Raw genomic sequence first — 19127 nt, 5'->3', positions numbered from 1 at the left:
ACCTTACTTAGCGGGGCTCATGAACCCGTACTTGGCAAAGACCTTTTGCGCTGCATCAGACAACACAAAGTCCACGAACGCTTTCGCTGCAGCGTCGTTGCCATTTTCTGCAGCCATCTTGGTGACCATAATCGGGTAAGCATTGACCACGGTGTCAGAGCCAGGAATCTCGATAGTGTTCACCGAGTCCTTTTCTGCCAAAGCGTCGGTCTGGTACACCACGCCCGCGTCGGCTTCTCCGCTGACGACCTTACCCATCACGTCCTTGACCGAAGTCTCTTCGGACACGGCTTGACCGGTGAAACCGACCTTTTGCGCCAGTTCACGGTAAGCATTGCCACAGGGAACCCCGTCAGCGCAAATTACCAGCTTCTTGCCGTTGAGAGAGTCATTCAGACCGGTGACCCCGGCTGGGTTTCCTTTCGGGACTGCCAGAGTCAGGGTATTGTTCACAAAAATGCTGGGCTCGCCGGCGTTCAGACCCGCGTCGGTGGCTTTCTTCATGTTCTTTTCGTCAGCGGAGGCGAACACGTCCGCTTTGGCGCCACCTTGCATCTGATCGAACAGAGAGGAGGAGCCGTCGAAGTTGAACTTTACGGTAATGTCGGGGTTTTCCTTTTCGAAGGCTTCCCCCAGCTCAGAAAAACTGGCCTTGAGAGAAGCCGCAGCAAACACCTGAATCATCTTGGCGTCGGCGGTTTTACTCGGTTCGGAGTCTGCAGGTTTCGAGTTGTCCGAACCGCAAGCCGTGAGACCGGTTGCAGCCAGGGTGAGGATTGCCAAGCCTGCTCCGAGACGTGCGAATTTTTTCAACATTTTTCCTTTCGCAATAGCCGGTTCGGCGATTCTCCGGTTCCGGCAGTTTCATCGTGGTGAGCCTAGGGTGTCGTTAGGTTTTCCCTAAGATGCATCAATTACGACATTCGTGGCTTTGACTCGGGCGGTGGCGACCGCGCCGGGCACCAGTCCGAGTTCTTTCACCGACTCGGTAGAAATGAGGGACACCACGCGGAAGGGACCGCACTGCAGTTCCACCTGACTCATGACTTTGTCCGAAACAACTTTGGTGACCAGACCGCGGAAATGGTTGCGGGCAGAGATGGAACCCGTGGAATCCGTGTCACCGAAATCTTTGGCTTTATCCTGGGCTAGTATCGCCAGTTCAGCCCCGTCTACAACCTTGCGTCCCGCGCTATCGGTTCCGGCACTGAGATGACCGGCGTCTATCCAGCGTCGCAGCGTATCATCGCTGACACCCAGTAAATTCGCGGCATCCTTAATCCGTAACTGAGACATACTTGCCACCTTATCTTAAATTCTGCGGATATTTTCCGAGGTTTGACCAGAATTTGCGGAAACCGCCTTGTGGCTGACAGTGTCTGTGTAGTTTCAATCCGCGGGGTACTGGGCGACCAGGTCGCGAAGTTTGGCTACATTCACAGCCGCTTTCTCTATATCTCCACCCGCGGCATATCCGACCAGGAAAGCCGTCAGGGGAGCCCCCGGACGAGACGGTCCATGTGCGACTTCGCTGATGAGATTCAGCAGTTCCTCCTGGACGGGGGCAATAGTCTCTCCGGGCAGCTGGAGCTCTCGGCTGGCGGCTTGTAGCCACGCTGCCATTTTTGCCATTTTTTCTGGGTCGTCCTTGCGATTTTCTGTTGCCATGTCTGCTCCTCGACTCATGTGGTTAAAAATATGCCGAGCCGTTTGGCTCGCACCTTTCAGCATAATGGTAAAAGCAACAGGGAGCGAGGACGAACCGAAAATGCCTAGTGAACTGGAATAATCATGGCGACGCGATAGAATGACCTGATACACCCATCGCTGAGGAAGTAGGCAGGTTTGACGGAGACGCTAACGCGAGTCAATCGTGTGAGCCAGGTGGCTCCGCTGACCTCTGCTCGGACTGTGCCACTGCGAGACAGCTGGGGACGGACGGCGCGTGACTTGCGCTTGTCGGTGACTGATCGCTGCGACTTGCGCTGTTCGTATTGCCTGCCGCGCGGGGGTGTGAAATGGGTGCCACGCCGGGAGCTGCTGGACGCCTCGGAAATTTTGCGTTTAGCGGGTATAGCAATACACCGTTTGGGGATTACTCAGGTTCGTCTGACCGGTGGGGAGCCCCTGTTGCGACCGGATTTGTTAGAGATTGCAGCTGGCGTTCGTGAGTCTTTCGTCTCAGCAGGTCTGGATCCCCAGTTGGCACTGACCACGAATGCACGTAGCTTGGCGCCGCTGGCCGCGGCATTACGGGCGACAGGAATCCGGCGCATTAATATTTCTCTGGATACGCTCGACCCGAACCGGTTTGCCCAAATTGCCGGGCGCGATGAGCTCGCGAAGGCTCTGGCAGGGATAGATGCTGCCCTGTCCGCCGGCTTTCAGACGGTGAAAATGAACACGGTGATGTTGGACCGCGTCAGTCTGCGGGAAGCTCCGGAGTTGCTGCGATTTTGTTTGGAGCGGGGTATCGAGTGGCGCGCCATTGAATACATGCCATTTGGTCCACACGCGGTTCGGGTCGACTCCACGCAACAGCTGGATTTTTCTCAACTGCGTCCGACTTTGGAACGTGAGTTTCACCTGGAGCCGGTGCGAGACAACGTTGATATTCACGCCCCGGCGACTCGTTTTGTCGTGTTTAACTCCGCCCGCACCCAACGTTTGGGGACGATGGGGATAATTTCCTCAGTTTCGGCGCCTTTCTGTGCAAACTGTAATCGAACCCGACTTTCCCCGACCGGGGTAGTGCGTCCCTGTTTGTTCTCTGACTTGAGCTGTGACCTGGGGATGCTGCTGCGCAGCGGGGCTAGCGATGATGAACTGGCTCAAGCGTGGGCTGGGGTGACCTGGGAAAAACCTTCCGGACACGGCTTGGGACAGCAGGATTTTCACTCTCCCACGATTCCGATGGCTCAGATTGGGGGGTAAAGATGCGGGAAAATGACGGTGACACGGTTGGGGTGCAAGTGCGGTTTTTCGCGGCCGCGGCGGAAGCGGCGGGTACTGATGTGGCGACGGTACAGGTAGCGCGGGATTTGAGTGTGGCGGAGACAGCGGCTCAGGCTGGCGGATGCGGCAGTGACTTGAATCGGGTGCTTTCCATTTCGTCATACCTGGTGGGGGGGCTGCGCGAATCGGGACAGAAGCGCCTCGCGGACCTCGATGATCTCACCGACCTCACCATCGATGTTTTACCGCCGTTTGCTGGCGGCTAGCAGAGCGCGGAGCGCTCGTGAGCTAGCCGTTGGAGTCGCTCGCGGTGTGCGAATGCAATGGTTTGCATTCGCAGCGAGCGTTCCTTAATAAAATATAAAGCAGAGCGCGGAGCGCTCGTGAGCTAGCCGTTGGAGTCGCTCGCGGTGTGCGAATGCAATGGTTTGCATTCGCAGCGAGCGTTCCTTAAAAAGGGAGTGCCCCTGAACCGCACATCCAACTAACGCAAAAATCAATTCATAGGAGACTCTTTGGCGACCATACTGCAAGCGGACTTGACCAATAAGCCTTTAGATCCAGCGCGGTTCGAGGCGAACTTCACCGCGCCTACCGCAGGCTGCCAGCTCGTGTTCATCGGTCGGGTGCGCAACCATGACCAGGGGCGCGGGGTGGAGGCGATTACCTATAGCGCTCACCCGGATGCTGCCGGCGAATTGCAACAGATCGCCAGTGAGGCCAGCGCGGTTCCTGGTGTCCAGGAGGTGGCGGTGCTGCATCGCGTGGGGCACCTGTCGATTGGTGAAGTAGCTGTTTTGGCGGGGGTTTCTGCCGCGCACCGACGGGCTGCTTTTTCTACGGTGTCTTGGCTGATTGATGCCGTTAAAGACCGGGTTCCTGTTTGGAAGAAACAGGTTTTTTCCGAGGGTGATGCGGTGTGGTCGAACGTCGATACGGACTTTCAGCCCCAGAGCCGCTACGCTGCCCACTGTGCGATTCCGGGGTTTGGGGCGTCCGGTCAGGATCGTGTTATGAGTGCAAAAGTCCTGGTGGTTGGCGCTGGCGGGCTGGGTTCACCCATCATTGCTTACCTCGCTGCTGCCGGGGTCGGCCTGTCTGCAGCGGGGGGAGCCCTGGGGATTGCTGACGGTGACACGGTGAGCTTGAGCAACTTGGGGCGCCAAGTCATTCACCCGTTTAACCGCCAAGGCGAGCTAAAAACGGCTTCTGCCGCTGCCACCGTCCGCGCGTTGAATCCCGAAGTGAATGTCAGTGCGGAGCCTTCGTTGGATGCACAGAACGCCGCCGCGATTATCTCTCGATATGACCTGGTGGTGGATGCCACCGATACGTTTGCTTCGAAATACCTGATTTCTGACACTTGCGCGAAGTTATCCCGCCCCCTAGTGTGGGGCTCCGCAGTCGGAACAAACTTCGAGGTCAGTGTGTTTTCCCCAGCGGTCGGGACGTGTTTGCGCACGTTGTATCCGACTCAGCCCCCGCCCGCGAGTACTCCAGACTCGGCTACAGTGGGTATTCTCGGCCCGGTCTGCGGGCAAGCCGGGTCGCTGATGGCTACCGAAGTCCTCAAAATGGTTGCCGGTTGGGGGGAGCCCCTCATCGGACGCCTGGTTATTGGGGATGCCCGCAGGGGCAAATGGAACGTGGTGGATTATTCGACTCGCGCTGCTGCCCAATTCCCGAACCCAAACTATTCCGAAACCCTGTCCGGTGAGACTGGTGACCGTAAAGGAGAGAAATCATGAGTAACACCGAAAAATTGCTTGATTACCAAGACTTTTTGGCGAGTCTCCTGGCTGAAATCGTTCCCCTAGCCCCGCGGGAGCTTCCCGTGGGCGACTCTTTGGGGCTGACTTTGGCAGAACCCGTCATCTCCCGGCTGTCGGTTCCGCCCTTTACGAACTCGGCGATGGACGGCTTCGCTTTCAACAGTGCGGGGCTGCCGGTTGACGGTTCTGTAACATTGCCGGTGGCGGGCGATATTCCGGCGGGCACAGATCCGAGCGCGGATTGCCAGCCGGGTCAGGCGTGGCGGATTATGACCGGCGCAAAAATGCCTGCGGGGGCGGACACGGTGGTGAAAGTGGAGGACACGGATCAAAAGCCCGGTCCGGTTCCGCTACCGGAACAGGTCACTATTCATCGTGTTCCGCGAGCTGGGGCGAACGTGCGTCGGGCAGGTGAGGACCTGCCGGTGGGCAGCGAAGTCCTGGCTGCTGGCGAGGTCATGAGTCCGGGGGCGATTGCTTCGGCTATCTCGGGAGGCTATGCCAAAGTTACGGTGTTCCCACGAGTGCGGGTGGGAATTATTGCCACCGGTTCTGAACTGGCAGGGGCGGGGGCATCGCTGGAAGGGTCGATGATTCCGGATTCTAACTCGTCTCTGGCAGCAGCCTTGGCACGTGTGGCCCAGGCGGAGGTGAGCTTTGCAGGACAATGCGGGGATGATGTGGCACAGTTTAGAGAAACCTTGCGCCAGGTTGCAGAGACGAGCGACTTGGTCGTGACTTCGGGAGGGGTTTCTGCCGGCGCGTATGAAGTGGTGAAACAGGGCGTCAGTGAATGGGGATTCCATTTTGCACGAGTTGCTTTACAACCGGGCAAACCTCAAGGTTACGGCTTCGTCGAGGTAAGTGGGGGGCGCCGCGTCCCGGTGTTGACCCTGCCGGGAAACCCGGTTTCGGTTTTTGTTTCCTGGCATCTGTTTGTGCTGCCAGTTCTGGCGAAACTCAGTGGTCGGGATCCTGACCAGGCGCATGTCTGCCGGGAAGCGACCGTAGTGGAGGAGTGGACTTCGCCACGTGGGAAAGTCCAGGTGGTGCCCGTCCGTTTGACGCCGGGACAGCCGGGGGAAACCCCCACGGTGCAGCGTACTCACCGCTTGGGGTCGAAGTCTCACTTGGTGGCTTCGCTGCATAAAGCGAACGCCTTGATGCTGATTGACCGGGATGTTGAGTCTGTGGCGCCGTGGTCGATTGTGAAAGTCATCGAAATTTAACCTCGGAGAGGCGTGGAACCGTGGGACTTAGGTAGCGTTCCGGGAACGGAGCCAATCGTGGAGCGCCGCGATTCCAACCGCCAGGAAATACAGTGCCAGCAGGGCGCAGGCCTGCAAAATGACGGGCCACGGAGTTGGCAGTGGGTTGGCGATAGCCGAAAAAATAAACGCCACCATGGTTGCCCAACGCCAGCCCTTTAACATGGTGCGGGCTTTGAGCACCCCCAGGAAGTTCAGCATGACCAAAATCTCGGGAATCAGGAAAGAAATCCCGAACGCTAAAACCAGGCGAATATAGAACTTGATATAGGAATCTGCCTGTAGCAGCATCGCCGAATCCGGGGGAGTGAACGAGGACAGAATCGACACGGCTCGCGGTGCGGTCCAATCGCCGAAAACTGCTCCGGCAGCGAACAAGATGACACCAGCGACACCGAATATCAACATCCACAGGCGTTCTCGGCGTCGCAGACCGGGCCAGATGAAAGCCACTAGCTGAAAAATCCACCACGGTGAAGCCAGCAGCACCCCCAACCACAGGGACACGCGGATTTTCAGGTCAAACGCCGCGCCGATAGTTTGAAAGTTTAGGTTCGCGCCAGCGACGTCTTTCATGGGGGCAGTGATGTGCGCCAGCGCGAATTCGTAGAGAAACCATCCCCCAATTGTCGCCAGGGCGATGCCCACAAATGACCAAATCAGACGTCTGCGCAGCTCAGCGAGGTGAGCGGTGACTGACATGACGCCTTCAGAGCGGGCATCACGTTTCTTGTCAGGTAATTTCTCAGCAGGCACGCGCGGGATTACTGAGCGGCACCGTTGCCAGAAGTCGGGTCAGTTTTCGCGGAATTGTCCGCAGTGGTGTCATTCTGACCCTCAATTACTCTGCCGTCAGATTTGGTGTCCTCGGTCAAATCGTTGAGTTCTTCTTTCAGGACTTTCGCAGACTTGCCTACGTTGCGAGCAATCTCCGGCAGCTTCGAGGCACCAAAAACCACGACCAAAATAATGATGACAGTAATCCACACCAAGGGGCTTACGCTGAACAACATCACATGCGCCGGAACCATAAGTTTCTCCTTTTTAACTGGCTAAATCATTACCAGCTTACCAGTTTACGCGGGCTTTTCTTGCCGGGGGGCAGCTGGTGGCTCCGTGGGGGAATCGCCGGGGGCAGAGTCAATCGATGGTTTGGGGGTGTCTGTGGATTTTTTCGTCACAAGGTCAGTGGTGACGGTTTTCTCGGTGCTAGCGGCTTTTTCTATGTCAGCGACTTGTTCCATCCACAGCTGCATTTCTTCGGCGACGGCGTCTTTAATCATCTTGCGGGGGTCGTATTCTCGTGGATCAAAGCTGCTTAAGTCAACGCTCAAGCCGGACTTGGTGAAATTTGCTTCTTCGCGTAGCCGAGCGGACCATTCCCGCAACCACTCGATGACTTTTTTGAACCAGAGCAGAGCCTGAGCCGCGTTCCGTGGACCAATGACGATGACGCCTACGACTAAAATGAGCAGCAGCTCCGAACCGCTTATCCCAAAAAATTCCACGTGACAATTCTAGTCAGGGAAACAATTTCCTGCATATATTAAAAGGGTCAGATGAGGAAACAGACCCCGAACCGGGGTGTCTACGGGGAGACTTGTGATGGAAAATACCCTACCCATGAACCACCTGAACGAACACGGCGAGGCTCGGATGGTGGACGTGTCAGCGAAAAATGAAACGTTGCGCGAAGCGCGTGCGCAAGCCATAGTCAGCGTGTCGCCCCAGGTAGCCGCGGCTTTACGCGATAATCGTGTCCCGAAAGGAGACGCCCTAGCGGTGGCGCGCATCGCCGGTATCCAGGCGGTGAAACGCACCCCGGAGCTGCTCCCGCTGGCACACCCCTTGGGGATTACCTATGTTGCCCTAGACATCACCTCGGAAGGCAACGAGGTGATTCTGCGTTCTACGGTGAAGTGCGTAGAACGTACCGGAGTTGAGATGGAGGCTCTGACCGCGGTAACCGTGGGAGCATTGGCGCTGGTGGACATGCTAAAAGGGGTAGATCGCCAGATTACTTTACGGGAAGCCTTCGTGACTTATAAGTCCGGCGGTCGTTCGGGGACCTGGGAGCGAGAATCATGACTCATGCTGCCCAATCGTTACCGCCGGAGACACCGGCTTACGTCATTACGGTTTCTGATTCCGTTTCTGCGGGTGTGAACTCGGATCGGTCCGGTCCGTTGGCGGTAGAAATGTTGTCTGAACTGGGATTTGTGGTGAGCGGGCCGATGGTGGTTCCTGATGGTGTGGATTCTGTGCACCAGGCCGTAGCGGCAGCGTGCCACAGTGGTGCGCGATTAGTCTTTACGACGGGAGGGACGGGGATTAGCCCGCGTGACCTCACTCCTGAAGCTGTGGAGAGCCTGGTGGTAGCACGTTTAAGCGGCGCCGAAGCCGCGCTACTGGAACGTAATCGGCAGGCTGCGCCTCTGGGGATGCTGTCTCGTCCGGTGGTGGGGATTTCCACGCGGCAGGCGGGAGCCGCACTGGTGGTGTGCGCCCCCGGTTCTCCGGGTGCGGTGCGGGACACGATAGAGGTCCTCACACCGGTATTGGGGCATGTCTTGGAGATTTTAGACCGGACAAATTCCTGAAAATATTCTTATCTTTCCACCCCAGCGGTACCATGTTAATGTAAACATCGTAGACTGTTTCCCCTGGGGAGGAGAATAAAGATAATGAGGTCTGTAATGAAAAAAATTTCGGCAGCAGCGGGTGCTGTTCTGTTGGCAGGAACGCTGGCATCCTGTGCGGGTTCGACCAGTGCAGCTGGCGTTAAATCATATAATTTTGATTCCATTAAACCTGACCCTGAGATTGTGGCGATGGTTCCGCAGGCAAACCGGGAGACGTTACGCGTAGCGATGGATATTCCTTATTCCCCCGCTATGTTTCTCGACGACAATAATCAGCCTACGGGTTACGAGGTAGATGTCTTAAAAGCCTTGTCAAGGCTGATGGGGGTGTCGGAACTCAAAATTAGTGATGAAGACTTCGATGCGATTATTCCCAAAGTTAATGACGGAACTTATGACCTTGGTATGGCATCCATCACCATTAAGAAGAGCCGGATGGCTCAGGTTAATATGATTTCCTACATTCAGGCGGGATTTATTTACGGCACGCAGGGGGGAAACCCTAAGAATTTCGATCCCGCGAATCCCTGTGGACTCAAGGTAGCCGCTAAATCAGAAACCAGCCAAGAAAACGCACTGCAAGATGTAAGCGCATCATGTTTAAAGGCTGGAAAACCAGCTATACAGATTGTTTCAAGTGATAATCAAGAAGATTTGATACAGCAGGTTGCGGCGGGAACGTTGGATGCCATTATTGGGGAGAGTCCGATTATGGCTTATGCCGAGTCGCGGAATCCAAAGTTTGCCACCGTGGGCGAGGCTTTCCACGTGGCTCCCCAGGGTCCGGCTATTGCGAAAGATAATCCAGAACTGGCGAAAGCCGTGCAGGCCGGTCTGCAAAAGATGATTGATACGGGGTTGTTAAATAACGTTCTTTCCACGTGGGGGGAAGAATCCATTGCACTGCACTATGCGACGCTAAACCCGCCAATTGCGTGAATTCAAATTCATATTCCATACTTTGGGATACTATAGGCTAGTAAAGTTTAGGTGGTTTCCTCTCTGGGAAGGAGAGCAGAGGCAATGTGGCCCTCGCTGAAAAAAATTTCGGCAGCAGCGGGTGCTGTTCTGTTGGCAGGAACGCTGGCATCCTGTGCGGGTTCGACCAGTGCAGCTGGCGTTAAATCATATAATTTTGATTCCATTAAACCTGACCCTGAGATTGTGGCGATGGTTCCGCAGGCAAACCGGGAGACGTTACGGGTAGTGATGGATATTCCTTATTCCCCTGCGGAGTTCCTGGATAGTAACAAACAGCCTGTCGGCTACGAGGTTGATGTTATGAAAGCCTTGTCAAAGCTGATGGGGGTGTCGGAACTCAAAATTAGTGATGAAGACTTCGATGCGATTATTCCCAAGGTTAACGATGGTACCTATGATGTCGGTGTGACATCTATGACCGCCACGAAGGCGCGGATGTCACAGGTCAATATGGTTACTTACATTCAGTCCGGGTACATCTATGGAACCCAGGCGGGCAATCCTAAAAATTTTGATCCTGCCAATTCCTGCGGATTGAAAGTTGCCGCCCAGTCAGGCACCACACAGGCTGAAACTTTACAGGCGAACAGTGATTCATGCGTGAAAGCCGGAAAACCGGCGATACAGGTTGTTACTGACGAAGATCAGGAAAAGTTGATAGAGCAGGTCGCGGCGGGAACTTTGGACGCCATTATTGGGGAAAGCCCGATTATGGCTTATGCCGAGTCGCGAAATCCAAAGTTTGCCACCGCAGGTGAGGCTTTCCAGGTGGCGCCGCAGGGTCCGGCGACCGCGAAAGACAACCCGAAATTGGCGAAAGCCGTGCAGGCCGGTCTGCAAAAAATGATGGACACGGGAATGCTCAAGGAAGTCCTCGCGCCGTGGGGTGAGGAATTCATTGCACTCAACTATGCGACCTTGAATCCGCCGATTGCCTAGGTCAGGGAGGAAATAAAATGCGTTTTTCAGCAATGATTAAATTCACCATGATTGTGGTGATGGCGTTGGTAGTTTTCGGTCTCATCGCCCAAATCGGCACCATTGTCACGACCGGTCAGGTCAATCAGGCGCAAGAAGAATCGAACCAGCGCAATAACGGGATTACCTACATTAAGAATGCCCGGACAAACCTGGCTGACAATGCGCGGGACTTTGTGGTTTCCGGTCTGGAAGAAGCCATGATGGATTACTTCAACCAGATTTATGTGAATCGTGATTCTGAGTACGGAGCCCATCTCATCGCCGATAACGACGGTACGGCAGATGAAAACAAACTGGTGCAGCAGTCTCTGGAAGCGGCAAAAGCTGCCCAAGACACTGAAATACACGCGATGGCTTTGGCAGCTCTGAGCCGTGGCACTGACTTTAGTACGCTGCCTGCGGATTTGGAAAATTTCCAGTTCTCTGCAGAGGAACGGGCTATGGATCCCAAGACACAGCTGCAAACTGCTACAGACATGGTGTTCGGGGAAATCTATTCCAATTCGTACAAGTCTGTAATGTCGCCATTAAACAGGTTGAATCAAATCGAAAACGGCTCTGCTAATGCCGCGGATACGCAAATGGGGCGGGCGGCCTCCCTACAAAAGGTCACCATCTATATTCTGATTGCGATATTCATTGTTCTGGCAGTGACGGTGTTGCTGTTCTTGCTCGCCGCGTTGCGCACTGTTCGCCTGCCCCTGTCACGGCATACTGAGGCTTTGCAGAATCACGACCAGTATGATTTGAGTTTCCGGTTGCGTGACGATACCGGAGTGCCGGAGATTCGGGATTTGGCCAAGGCTTTCAATGGGCAAAATGACCAGGTCAACGAGCTGATTGGGGAAGTTAGCGGAACGTCCAAAGGCTTGCATGAACATGCGGGTAATCTGGCAGATACGGCTGCTGAGCTAGACCAAACCGCTCAGGACACTCGTTCTCAGGCAGCGGGCGCGGCTGAACAGGCGCAGCTGCTGGCGACCAATATGGATACTTTGAGCACGGCGATGGAAGAAATGCAGGCGGCTATCCGCCAGATTTCTGAGTCTGCCACATCGGCTTCGCGGATTTCAGAAGAAGCGGTGGAGTCGGTCGGTTCTGCGACGAAAGTTATCGATACCCTGGGCGAGTCTTCGCAGTCTATCGGAGAGATTACCAATTCGATTACTTCGATTGCAGAACAGACGAACCTGCTGGCGCTCAACGCGACGATTGAGGCAGCACGAGCCGGAGACGCCGGTAAAGGCTTCGCGGTTGTTGCTGGTGAGGTAAAAGATTTGGCTGCGCAGACCGCAGTGGCGACGGCAGATATTTCCGAGCGGGTCAATTCTATCCAGGAGGATTCCACGAAGGCAGCTGAGGCCATCGCGCAAATCAGTGAGGTCATCGCGCGAATCAACGATTCCCAACAGACGATTGCTTCGGCGGTAGAGGAACAGACGGCAACGACAAATGAGATGTTTGGTGTCGTTAGTGGCGCCGCACAGACGACTCAGGACATCGTGGGCACGATTGAGACGGTTTCGGCTAAGGCTGAGAAGTCCGCTGCGGGCGCCCGCACGACTCTGGAAGCCGGTCAGGCGGTCGCTGACTCATCCAGCCAGCTCAGCAAGCTCGTCTCCCGCTACCATCAGTAAGAGCCGCGTTAAATCATCCCGACGAAGGTGCCGCACAGAATCTTGGTAATCATCGCGACGGGATAAGCCATGGCATAGCCCAAGGAAACCCGCGGGTCGGTGTTAGTTTGATCATTAGCGAATCCCAGCACCGCCGGCTGGGTTTGGGCGCCGCCCATGAAGCCGGAGAGTTTCGTGCCCCCCATCTTGGCTACCACACGCATCAAGATAAACAGGGCAAGTCCAAAAATGTTGGTGATGATGAAGCCCAGAAGCAGAATCTTCCACCAATCTCCACCGGTGAACGCGGTTTGGATGGAACCTCCGGCGTTTGTGCCAGCTTGGGCTAGGAACAGCAGCAGCCCGATTTCGCCCAAGACTTGACCCGTCGTGTAGGGCAGGGTGGTGACAAAGGGACCGATACGTCCGATGCGTCCCATAATCAGTCCCATGATGATGGTTCCAGCGGCATACCCGACGCTGAAATATCCGCCTCCGGGATTGGGGATGGGAATTTCGCCGATGAGGAACCCCAGGGTCATCCCAATTCCCAGTGCCACCGGGTTAAGGGAAGTGAGTCCGCGGGTGGAATCACCCAAGTATTTGGTGATGGTAGCGATATTAGATTTTGGTGCTACCACGCGCAACCGGTCGCCTAACTGCAAGGTCAAATCCGGGTAAGCTACCATATCCACATCGCCGCGACGGACGCGAGAGACAGTGGCACCAAAGCGGTCGCCCATGTTTAGCTCTGCAATCGTCTTGCCGGCTTTGGTGGCATCGGAAAGGGTAATGCGTCGATAGTCCAGGTAGGTGCGGTCGGTCTGTAGTGAATGGGAGGACGAGTGCCCCAATTCTTCAATGATGGTGTGGACCGCTGAGGCTTCACCCACAATGGTAATCAGGTCACCGGGGTTGAGCGTATCCGACATGTTGGGACGGGTGATGGGTCCCTGTTCACCGCGGCGCAGACGTGAAAAAGCCAATTTTTCGTCGAAACGCTCGAAGATTTCTCCCAAGCGAGGTTGGGTGTCGATTTCCACTCGGATTGTTTTGGACACGACGGGGCTGGGCGCATCGCGGTCATTTTTGCCTTTTTTCAGTGCCAGCGAGGCAAAAAAAATCATTCCCAGGACGCCGTACAGGTAAGCAATAGAATAACCGACCGTGGCGGTGGCATTGTCTCCAGAAGTTTCCCCTCCTGCTTCGAGCATCGGAGTGTTAGTCAGTGCCCCCGAGAGGGTACCCACAATTTGGCTGACAGGCATTCCCAGAAGGGTGCCGATACCCACCGCGACAGCGCTGACTCCCACATAGACACCGACCAGCAGGAGGATGGATTTCCAGGCAGTCTGAAGGGTTGCAAAAAAGTTCGAACCAGAGTTTGAACCAATACAAAACGCAAACAGTGAGAGCCCTAATACCGCGATTTCTTTTGGAATCATGAGCTTTATGCCCGATGCACTGGCCCACGCCGAGACGGCAATCGCGAGGAACAGTACCGCTGCTGCGCCCAAGGAAACACCTTTGACCTTGATGTGTCCAAACGCCATGCCTATACCCAATAAAGCAGCTAAAAGGACAATGGGGTGAGCTGCGAAAAATTCGAACAAAATGCCCTCCAGAGACATCGTGATAAATCAACTTTGTGGTCGGGAAAACCAACAAAGTCAGTCTATCAACGCATACTGAAAGAATCGTCAGCGTCGGCGTGGAGGACGGGGTGGGTATCAACAATTTCCTTGTCTTGCAGCCAGTTTCGATCCGTTAGCATCCGGGCTGTGGAAAGTCCGATACCAATCGCCAAAATGACTATAGACACCTCGGTGAGGGAGGCAATAGCCCCCATAAAATTCCCCTCATTGAGGTGTACCAAGGCTGAATAGAGGGGAACCCCCGGAACCATCAGTACCGCTGCCGGCACGGACAACGAGACTCGTGAGTAGTTAAAGTTTGACAGGCGAGAGATAAAGTCTGCCAGCAGCCCGATTGCCAGCGCCTCCAGTCCTACGGAAAACTGCCAATTTAGCCCTGATTCCACGACGAAAAAACGCAGCGGATTGACCAGGGCGCATATCAGACCGGCATAAACGCACAGGCGCCGGTTCGAGTTAAACAGCATGGCGAACCCGGCAGAGGCCACAAATGAACAGACCGTGCGAGTCAAGTAGAGCCAGTTTCCCTCCAGAGGCGGGTTCACCGCGGGATCAACTGCCCAATGGAAGGTGAGGGACACGATCCACACGCTCACGCCGGCGGAAATAATCAGCATCAAGGTGTATACCAGGCGGGGTATCCCGGCGGAAAGGTCCATGCGCACCAAATCGAGCATCGAGGTAATGAGCGGGAAACCGGGAACTAAAAATAGAACCGCAGACACCACTCCCACCCGGAATCCGAGAGGATCAGCAGTAACCCAAGGCGGTATGGTTGCCAGGACCGCGGATGAATAGACTCTCCTCAAGCACGTTTCCAGGAGCTCGGCGCAGCAAATATAAACCACTGAGGCGGCAAAACCGGCAGTCATCCAGACTGCAAAATGGTTCGTTTTCTTTGCCATCATCATCCGGCGCACGCTTTGCCCGAATCCCGCAGCTAAACCTGCCAATATACACTCGATGAGCCCGCCGCGGTTCAGGAAACAGAAGCAGGCGCAGGCAAATCCTGCTGCCAATGTATTAGCAATCTTATTGAATTCAGGTTTGTAGGACTCAATGCGATCCATGAGCCGGTTTGCTTCGCTGACGGGGGTATCCGGCTTGATGTTTTGAATAAATAGCCGCAGCCGATCGAGTTTCGCGGCGTTGGTTCCAAAGTCCCTCTGCTCTGAGATTTCGGTACGGGAAAAGGGACGCAGATAGACGGTGGAGCTGATTTCGCCAAAGGTAACTTGAACATGGTGTTCATCGGCGCCCAACGCGGTAGCTAAGCGAGCCATCGAAATCTTAATGCGGTAGGCAGAAGCTCCGCAGGACTGCAGCATGTGACCTAAGCGCATAATTGTGCGGGACACTTCTGTGAGCTGGATACGAATCTTTTCGTACTCCACCACACTTTGCGTACTGACTTCAATAGGGGTGTCGGTCGATTTTGGCTTGGGGGTAAAAGCGTGGTCGCGCTCGCCACGCAGTCGTTCCAAGTGCTTTGACAGAAACATTGCGGTCTGCTCTTTCACGCGTCGGGGAAAATTTAGATTCAATGACACAAAAAGATTTAACCATCTGGTGGACGCCATTAATCAGGACTAAGGGCACAGCTGGAGAAAATAATTTGGTTTTCCCCGGTTTTAGGACCTACATAGAAGCTATATTTTTGGGGTGGGGACCGGGATCTTCCCCGGCTTCATCCGTCTCACTATTCGGTCGGAAATCCACATAGTGAGATTTTACCCTTGCGAGTTTCGCTCTCATTTGACCCAGAGTTACATTTGAGGGCATGAGCGAACCAGAAAAGAAATCCATGGGCGCCTATGGCCCGGAGGAGACCCCCAATGAAGTTGATCCCGCAGCTCGCGGGGAAGTCATGACCGGTGCGAAAGCAATCATTCGTACCCTGGAGGAACTGGGCGTGACCGATATTTTCGGACTCCCCGGTGGGGCGATTCTCTCCACTTTTGATCCGCTGTATGACTCCCAGAAACTAAACTTCGTACTTGCCCGCCACGAACAGGGCGCAGCCCACGCCGCGGAAGGCTACGCGAAATCCACCGGGAAAACCGGGGTCTGCTTGGTGACCTCGGGACCTGCCGCCACGAACCTTCTGACCGGTCTGGCTGACGCCATGATGGACTCGGTTCCGATGGTGGCGATAACTGGTCAGGTCGGAGCGGAATCAATCGGTACCGACGCATTCCAGGAATCCGACATTGTGGGAGCCTCAATGCCCCTGACCAAACACAGTTTCCTGGTCACGCGTCCCGAGGACATTCCTTCGCGCCTCGCCGAGGCTTTTTTCATTGCAACTTCCGGTCGTCCCGGACCGGTGCTGGTGGATGTCACGAAGACTGCCCAGAACAAAAAAATGGCTTTCACCTGGCCCCCGCCGATGGAACTACCCGGATATAAACTGCCCGGTAAACCTTCCAAGCAGCAAATCGTGGCAGCCGCGACCGAAATCGCGGTGGCGCATCGTCCGGTACTTTATGTCGGCGGTGGTGTGATTGGCGCCAATGCCGCTCCGGAACTGCGGGAACTTGCGGATGCGACGGGGGCGCCCGTGGTCACCACCCTGACCGCGCGGGGTGCTTTTCCGGATGACTCCCCACAGCATATGGGGATGCCGGGGATGCACGGACACGTGTCCGCGGTGCTCTCTATGCAACAGGCTGACCTGTTGATTGCGCTGGGTACCCGGTTTGATGACCGGGTTACCGGGGATGTGAAATGCTTTGCGCCGCACGCCAAAGTCATTCACGTTGATATTGATGCGGCGGAAATCTCAAAGATTCGTCACGCTGATGTTCCCATCGTGGGAAACCTCAAAGACGTCATGGCAGCCCTGCTGCGAGCCTTGCCCCAAGCCTACAAACAGTACGGCAGACCGGACCTGACTCCGTGGATGAAGTCCTTGACTAAACTCAAAGACAAGTATCCCGTCTACTTTGACGATACCTTGGACGGACTGGTCAGTCCCCAAAAGGCGATTAAGGTGCTTGACGAAGTCAGTGACGAGGACGCAATCGTGGTCACCGGCGTTGGACAGCATCAGATGTGGGCGTCCCAGTTCATGACCTACCGTTACCCGCGCACCTACATTTCATCCTGCGGTCTGGGGACGATGGGATTTGGGGTTCCTGCCGCGATGGGCGCGAAAGTCGCTAATCCGGATCGGGAAGTCTGGCTCATCGACGGGGACGGCTCGTTCCAGATGACGAATCAGGAACTGGCTACCTGCACACAGTTGAATATCCCGATAAAGGTGATGCTGATTAATAATTCCTCGCTGGGGATGGTGCGTCAATGGCAGACCTTGTTCTATAACCAGCGCTATTCTCAGACTGATCTGCATGATGGGGTCCGGAACTTCGCCGAGGCTGACCGGGTGGGAATCCCCGACTTCATGCTGTTGGCGAAAGCCTACGGAGCCGAGGGAATCCGAGTAACCAATCCGAAGGATTTGCGAAAAGCTCTGGAAACGGCTCACCAGATTAACGACCGTCCGGTCGTGGTTGAGGTGCTGGTCAGCCCCGACGCTATGGTATTCCCGATGGTTCCCGCCGGGCAGACCAACGATAAAGTCATTTATGCCCCTGACAAGACTGTGACCTGGGAGGACTAAACATGAACATGACGCATACCCTGTCGGTGCTTGTCGAAAACAAGCCTGGTGTTTTGGCGCGCGTGGCGGCACTGTTTGCCCGCCGTGCCTTTAATATTCAATCCCTCGCGGTGGGGGAAACTGAGAAACCGGAGATTTCGCGCATCACCATCGTGATTGATGTGTCCGAAGTGTCCCTGGAACAGGTCACCAAACAGCTGAACAAGCTGGTCAACGTGCTGAAAATCGTGGAGTTGGATCCCGAACGGGCAGTCGAGCGGGAACTGGTGCTGATTAAAGTATCAGCTGACGATACGAATCGAACCGCGGTGCTCCAGATTGTAGAACTGTTCCGGGCACATGTCGTGGACGTGGCGCGAAGCACCTTGGTCATCGAATCTATTGGCTCCCCAGCGAAACATGCGGCGCTGCTGCGTGAATTGGAGCCTTACGGAGTTCGGGAAATCGTCCAATCGGGCAATGTCGCGATAGGGCGCGGCTCGAAATCTATCACCGATCAAATTTAGGCGCAGATTAACAGGATTTTGCTTATTATTTGCACAGATTGAGCCCTATATCTTTTTCAATGAAACACCTCTACAATTATTAAGGAGAATAATCATGGCAGAAATTTATTACGAAGACGACGCTGACCTGTCGCTCATCCAGTCTCAAAAGGTAGCCGTAATTGGTTACGGCTCGCAGGGGCATGCCCACGCGCTGAACCTGCGTGACTCCGGGGTCGATGTGGTCGTGGGCTTGCGTGAAGGTTCCTCGTCCTGGGCGAAAGCTGAGGAACAGGGCTTGTCGGTAAAGCCCGTGGCAGAGGCGGTGAAAGACGCCGATGTGGTCATGATTTTGCTGCCGGATCAGGTGCAAAGCGCTGTCTACCGAGCTGAAATTGAGCCGAACTTGAAGCCAAACGCTGCCCTGTTCTTTGCTCACGGGTTCAACATCCGTTTCGGATACATCCAGCCCGGTCCCGGTCACGACGTATGCATGGTGGCTCCCAAGGGTCCGGGTCACGTGGTGCGCCGTACTTTCGTTGCCGGTCAGGGCGTCCCCGACGTTATCGCCGTGGAGCGTGACGCCTCCGGTCACGCTTGGGAGCTGACGAAGTCCTACGCGAAAGGCATCGGAGGGACCCGTGCGGGTGTCATCAAGACGACCTTTACCGAAGAAACCGAAACTGACCTGTTCGGCGAACAAAACGTGTTGTGCGGCGGAATTTCCCAGCTCATCCAGTACGGTTTTGAAACTCTGGTTGAGTCCGGTTACCAGCCTGAAATCGCCTATTTCGAGGTATGCCATGAGATGAAGTTGATTGTGGACCTCATCAACGAAGGCGGTCTGTCCAAGATGCGCTGGTCTATCTCTGATACGGCTGAGTATGGCGATTACGTCTCCGGTCCGCGCGTCATTACTCCTGATGTTAAATCCCACATGAAGGACGTCTTGGCAGACATTCAAAACGGCAGCTTCGCCAAGCGGTTCATGGATGATCAAGCTGCCGGAGCTCCTGATTTTAAGCGTCTGCGCGCCGCTGGTGAAGGTCACCAGATTGAAAAAGTTGGTGCTCAGCTGCGTCAGATGTTTACCTGGAATACCAATAAAGACACCGATTATGTGGAGGGTCACGCCGCCCGCTAATCGCCC

The 19127-nt window shown here is 55.2% G+C and carries 20 protein-coding genes; 12 read left to right on the top strand and 8 right to left on the bottom strand.

The annotated features are described in order from the left end of the window. Positions 1 to 3: 3 nt before the first annotated feature. The 3 genes from modA to HMPREF0576_RS04560 form a co-directional block, all read right to left on the bottom strand. A complete protein-coding gene (gene modA, locus HMPREF0576_RS04570; protein ID WP_004010882.1) occupies positions 4 to 816 on the bottom strand; it encodes a molybdate ABC transporter substrate-binding protein in 813 nt (270 codons plus the stop codon). Positions 817 to 900: 84 nt separating this feature from the next. Next, positions 901 to 1296 carry a TOBE domain-containing protein gene (locus HMPREF0576_RS04565; protein WP_004007030.1) on the bottom strand — a complete coding sequence of 132 codons (396 nt, stop codon included), beginning with the start codon at positions 1294 to 1296 and terminating at the stop codon, positions 901 to 903. Between the two features lie 93 nt (positions 1297 to 1389). Next, the gene (locus HMPREF0576_RS04560) at positions 1390 to 1668 is read right to left on the bottom strand and encodes a DUF6457 domain-containing protein (RefSeq protein ID WP_236585856.1); all 279 of its coding nucleotides are present in this window, start codon (positions 1666 to 1668) and stop codon (positions 1390 to 1392) included. A 177-nt stretch (positions 1669 to 1845) separates the two neighbouring features. Between HMPREF0576_RS04560 and moaA the strand changes: the two genes are divergently transcribed. The 4 genes from moaA to HMPREF0576_RS04540 all read left to right on the top strand — a co-directional run bounded on the left by moaA (position 1846) and on the right by HMPREF0576_RS04540 (position 5956). Then, the gene (moaA, locus tag HMPREF0576_RS04555) at positions 1846 to 2934 is read left to right on the top strand and encodes a GTP 3',8-cyclase MoaA (protein WP_004010881.1); all 1089 of its coding nucleotides are present in this window, start codon (positions 1846 to 1848) and stop codon (positions 2932 to 2934) included. Positions 2935 to 2936: 2 nt separating this feature from the next. Then, positions 2937 to 3221: a hypothetical protein gene (locus tag HMPREF0576_RS04550; RefSeq protein WP_004007027.1), complete on the top strand. Its 285-nt coding sequence runs from the start codon at positions 2937 to 2939 to the stop codon at positions 3219 to 3221. Between the two features lie 249 nt (positions 3222 to 3470). Continuing rightward, the gene (locus HMPREF0576_RS04545) at positions 3471 to 4703 is read left to right on the top strand and encodes a ThiF family adenylyltransferase (protein WP_004010879.1); all 1233 of its coding nucleotides are present in this window, start codon (positions 3471 to 3473) and stop codon (positions 4701 to 4703) included. After that, complete coding sequence (locus HMPREF0576_RS04540) at positions 4700 to 5956, top strand: molybdopterin molybdotransferase MoeA (protein WP_004010878.1); 1257 nt, start codon at positions 4700 to 4702, stop codon at positions 5954 to 5956. The genes HMPREF0576_RS04545 and HMPREF0576_RS04540 overlap by 4 nt, the downstream gene beginning before the upstream one ends. A 27-nt stretch (positions 5957 to 5983) precedes the next feature. Here the strand turns inward: HMPREF0576_RS04540 and tatC are convergent, their stop codons facing one another. Genes tatC through HMPREF0576_RS04525 form a run of 3 tightly spaced genes read right to left on the bottom strand, consistent with a single transcriptional unit; the run spans position 5984 to position 7503 of the window. Then, complete coding sequence (tatC, locus tag HMPREF0576_RS04535) at positions 5984 to 6751, bottom strand: twin-arginine translocase subunit TatC (RefSeq protein WP_004010877.1); 768 nt, start codon at positions 6749 to 6751, stop codon at positions 5984 to 5986. Between the two features lie 8 nt (positions 6752 to 6759). Continuing rightward, positions 6760 to 7026, bottom strand: coding sequence for a Sec-independent protein translocase subunit TatA/TatB (locus tag HMPREF0576_RS04530; RefSeq protein WP_004007023.1), 267 nt, complete (start codon positions 7024 to 7026; stop codon positions 6760 to 6762). Positions 7027 to 7071: 45 nt separating this feature from the next. Further along, positions 7072 to 7503: a twin-arginine translocase TatA/TatE family subunit gene (locus tag HMPREF0576_RS04525; RefSeq protein WP_004007022.1), complete on the bottom strand. Its 432-nt coding sequence runs from the start codon at positions 7501 to 7503 to the stop codon at positions 7072 to 7074. 97 nt (positions 7504 to 7600) lie between these two features. Between HMPREF0576_RS04525 and moaC the strand changes: the two genes are divergently transcribed. From moaC to HMPREF0576_RS04500, 5 genes are all read left to right on the top strand, one after another. Beyond that, positions 7601 to 8083, top strand: coding sequence for a cyclic pyranopterin monophosphate synthase MoaC (gene moaC / locus HMPREF0576_RS04520; protein ID WP_004007021.1), 483 nt, complete (start codon positions 7601 to 7603; stop codon positions 8081 to 8083). Then, positions 8080 to 8595: a MogA/MoaB family molybdenum cofactor biosynthesis protein gene (locus tag HMPREF0576_RS04515; protein ID WP_004010876.1), complete on the top strand. Its 516-nt coding sequence runs from the start codon at positions 8080 to 8082 to the stop codon at positions 8593 to 8595. The genes moaC and HMPREF0576_RS04515 overlap by 4 nt, the downstream gene beginning before the upstream one ends. An 84-nt stretch (positions 8596 to 8679) precedes the next feature. Then, the gene (locus HMPREF0576_RS04510; protein WP_004010875.1) at positions 8680 to 9576 is read left to right on the top strand and encodes an ABC transporter substrate-binding protein; all 897 of its coding nucleotides are present in this window, start codon (positions 8680 to 8682) and stop codon (positions 9574 to 9576) included. Positions 9577 to 9660: 84 nt separating this feature from the next. Beyond that, positions 9661 to 10557 carry an ABC transporter substrate-binding protein gene (locus tag HMPREF0576_RS04505; RefSeq protein ID WP_004010874.1) on the top strand — a complete coding sequence of 299 codons (897 nt, stop codon included), beginning with the start codon at positions 9661 to 9663 and terminating at the stop codon, positions 10555 to 10557. Between the two features lie 17 nt (positions 10558 to 10574). Then, complete coding sequence (locus tag HMPREF0576_RS04500; RefSeq protein WP_245527333.1) at positions 10575 to 12236, top strand: methyl-accepting chemotaxis protein; 1662 nt, start codon at positions 10575 to 10577, stop codon at positions 12234 to 12236. 8 nt (positions 12237 to 12244) lie between these two features. Here the strand turns inward: HMPREF0576_RS04500 and HMPREF0576_RS04495 are convergent, their stop codons facing one another. Together HMPREF0576_RS04495 and HMPREF0576_RS04490 are read right to left on the bottom strand one after the other, a co-directional pair. Further along, positions 12245 to 13828, bottom strand: a complete 1584-nt coding sequence (locus HMPREF0576_RS04495; protein WP_036324527.1) for an aspartate:alanine exchanger family transporter — start codon at positions 13826 to 13828, stop codon at positions 12245 to 12247. 65 nt (positions 13829 to 13893) lie between these two features. After that, positions 13894 to 15372: a threonine/serine exporter family protein gene (locus tag HMPREF0576_RS04490; RefSeq protein WP_231294144.1), complete on the bottom strand. Its 1479-nt coding sequence runs from the start codon at positions 15370 to 15372 to the stop codon at positions 13894 to 13896. Positions 15373 to 15650: 278 nt separating this feature from the next. Here HMPREF0576_RS04490 and HMPREF0576_RS04485 point away from each other — a divergent pair, with 278 nt between their 5' ends. From HMPREF0576_RS04485 to ilvC, 3 genes are all read left to right on the top strand, one after another. Beyond that, positions 15651 to 17492: an acetolactate synthase large subunit gene (locus HMPREF0576_RS04485; protein WP_004010870.1), complete on the top strand. Its 1842-nt coding sequence runs from the start codon at positions 15651 to 15653 to the stop codon at positions 17490 to 17492. Between the two features lie 2 nt (positions 17493 to 17494). Continuing rightward, positions 17495 to 17998 carry an acetolactate synthase small subunit gene (gene ilvN / locus HMPREF0576_RS04480; protein WP_004007013.1) on the top strand — a complete coding sequence of 168 codons (504 nt, stop codon included), beginning with the start codon at positions 17495 to 17497 and terminating at the stop codon, positions 17996 to 17998. Positions 17999 to 18092: 94 nt separating this feature from the next. Next, entirely contained in the window at positions 18093 to 19121 is a 1029-nt protein-coding gene (gene ilvC, locus HMPREF0576_RS04475) for a ketol-acid reductoisomerase (protein WP_004010869.1), read from the top strand. Positions 19122 to 19127 lie beyond the last annotated feature (6 nt).

Origin of the sequence: Mobiluncus holmesii ATCC 35242 (assembly GCF_000185445.1) — a bacterium.
Lineage (GTDB): Bacteria > Actinomycetota > Actinomycetes > Actinomycetales > Actinomycetaceae > Mobiluncus > Mobiluncus curtisii.
The sequence above is the reverse complement of the archived record's forward strand: the minus strand, read 5'-3'. Positions and strand labels throughout refer to the sequence as shown.

Bases quoted from the DNA above. Each gene is read 5' to 3' on its own strand.
- modA (WP_004010882.1), bottom strand. From the start codon at position 816: ATGTTGAAAAAATTCGCACGTCTCGGAGCAGGCTTGGCAATCCTCACC.
- HMPREF0576_RS04565 (WP_004007030.1), bottom strand. From the start codon at position 1,296: ATGTCTCAGTTACGGATTAAGGATGCCGCGAATTTACTGGGTGTCAGC.
- HMPREF0576_RS04560 (WP_236585856.1), bottom strand. From the start codon at position 1,668: ATGGCAACAGAAAATCGCAAGGACGACCCAGAAAAAATGGCAAAAATG.
- HMPREF0576_RS04550 (WP_004007027.1), top strand. From the start codon at position 2,937: ATGCGGGAAAATGACGGTGACACGGTTGGGGTGCAAGTGCGGTTTTTC.
- HMPREF0576_RS04540 (WP_004010878.1), top strand. From the start codon at position 4,700: ATGAGTAACACCGAAAAATTGCTTGATTACCAAGACTTTTTGGCGAGT.
- HMPREF0576_RS04530 (WP_004007023.1), bottom strand. From the start codon at position 7,026: ATGGTTCCGGCGCATGTGATGTTGTTCAGCGTAAGCCCCTTGGTGTGG.
- moaC (WP_004007021.1), top strand. From the start codon at position 7,601: ATGGAAAATACCCTACCCATGAACCACCTGAACGAACACGGCGAGGCT.
- HMPREF0576_RS04515 (WP_004010876.1), top strand. From the start codon at position 8,080: ATGACTCATGCTGCCCAATCGTTACCGCCGGAGACACCGGCTTACGTC.
- HMPREF0576_RS04510 (WP_004010875.1), top strand. From the start codon at position 8,680: ATGAGGTCTGTAATGAAAAAAATTTCGGCAGCAGCGGGTGCTGTTCTG.
- HMPREF0576_RS04505 (WP_004010874.1), top strand. From the start codon at position 9,661: ATGTGGCCCTCGCTGAAAAAAATTTCGGCAGCAGCGGGTGCTGTTCTG.
- HMPREF0576_RS04500 (WP_245527333.1), top strand. From the start codon at position 10,575: ATGCGTTTTTCAGCAATGATTAAATTCACCATGATTGTGGTGATGGCG.
- HMPREF0576_RS04490 (WP_231294144.1), bottom strand. From the start codon at position 15,372: ATGTTTCTGTCAAAGCACTTGGAACGACTGCGTGGCGAGCGCGACCAC.
- HMPREF0576_RS04485 (WP_004010870.1), top strand. From the start codon at position 15,651: ATGAGCGAACCAGAAAAGAAATCCATGGGCGCCTATGGCCCGGAGGAG.
- ilvN (WP_004007013.1), top strand. From the start codon at position 17,495: ATGAACATGACGCATACCCTGTCGGTGCTTGTCGAAAACAAGCCTGGT.
- ilvC (WP_004010869.1), top strand. From the start codon at position 18,093: ATGGCAGAAATTTATTACGAAGACGACGCTGACCTGTCGCTCATCCAG.